The organism is Pseudoalteromonas sp. S2893 (assembly GCF_005887105.1).
Taxonomy (GTDB): Bacteria; Pseudomonadota; Gammaproteobacteria; order Enterobacterales; family Alteromonadaceae; genus Pseudoalteromonas; species Pseudoalteromonas atlantica.
On sequence record NZ_PNCY01000096.1, the window covers coordinates 1 to 324 of the forward strand.

Annotated in this window: 2 tRNA genes; both read right to left on the reverse strand. The window is 46.3% G+C overall.

Annotation, left to right across the window (positions count from 1 at the left end):
• Positions 1–8: 8 nt before the first annotated feature.
• Positions 9–84: transfer RNA gene (locus tag CWC04_RS19290), tRNA-Ala, on the reverse strand.
• A gap of 67 nt (positions 85–151) precedes the next feature.
• Positions 152–228: transfer RNA gene (locus tag CWC04_RS19295), tRNA-Ile, on the reverse strand.
• Positions 229–324 lie beyond the last annotated feature (96 nt).

Genomic DNA, 324 nt, shown 5'->3' on the forward strand with positions numbered 1-324 from the left:
AAGTAAAGTGGTGGAGCTAAGCAGGATCGAACTGCTGACCTCCTGCGTGCAAGGCAGGCGCTCTCCCAGCTGAGCTATAGCCCCACATATGCTGGTCTTATTGTTTGTTATCCGACTTCGTTTTAACCTTAGTGATAAGATTAAGAAGAAGTGGTGGGTCTGGGTGGATTTGAACCACCGACCTCACCCTTATCAGGGGTGCGCTCTAACCAACTGAGCTACAGACCCAAACAATAAGTGTTGTTCTCTTTACAATTAACAATCATCTGTGTGGACACTACGAACAAATAAGTTCTAAATCGTATAAGGAGGTGATCCAGCCCC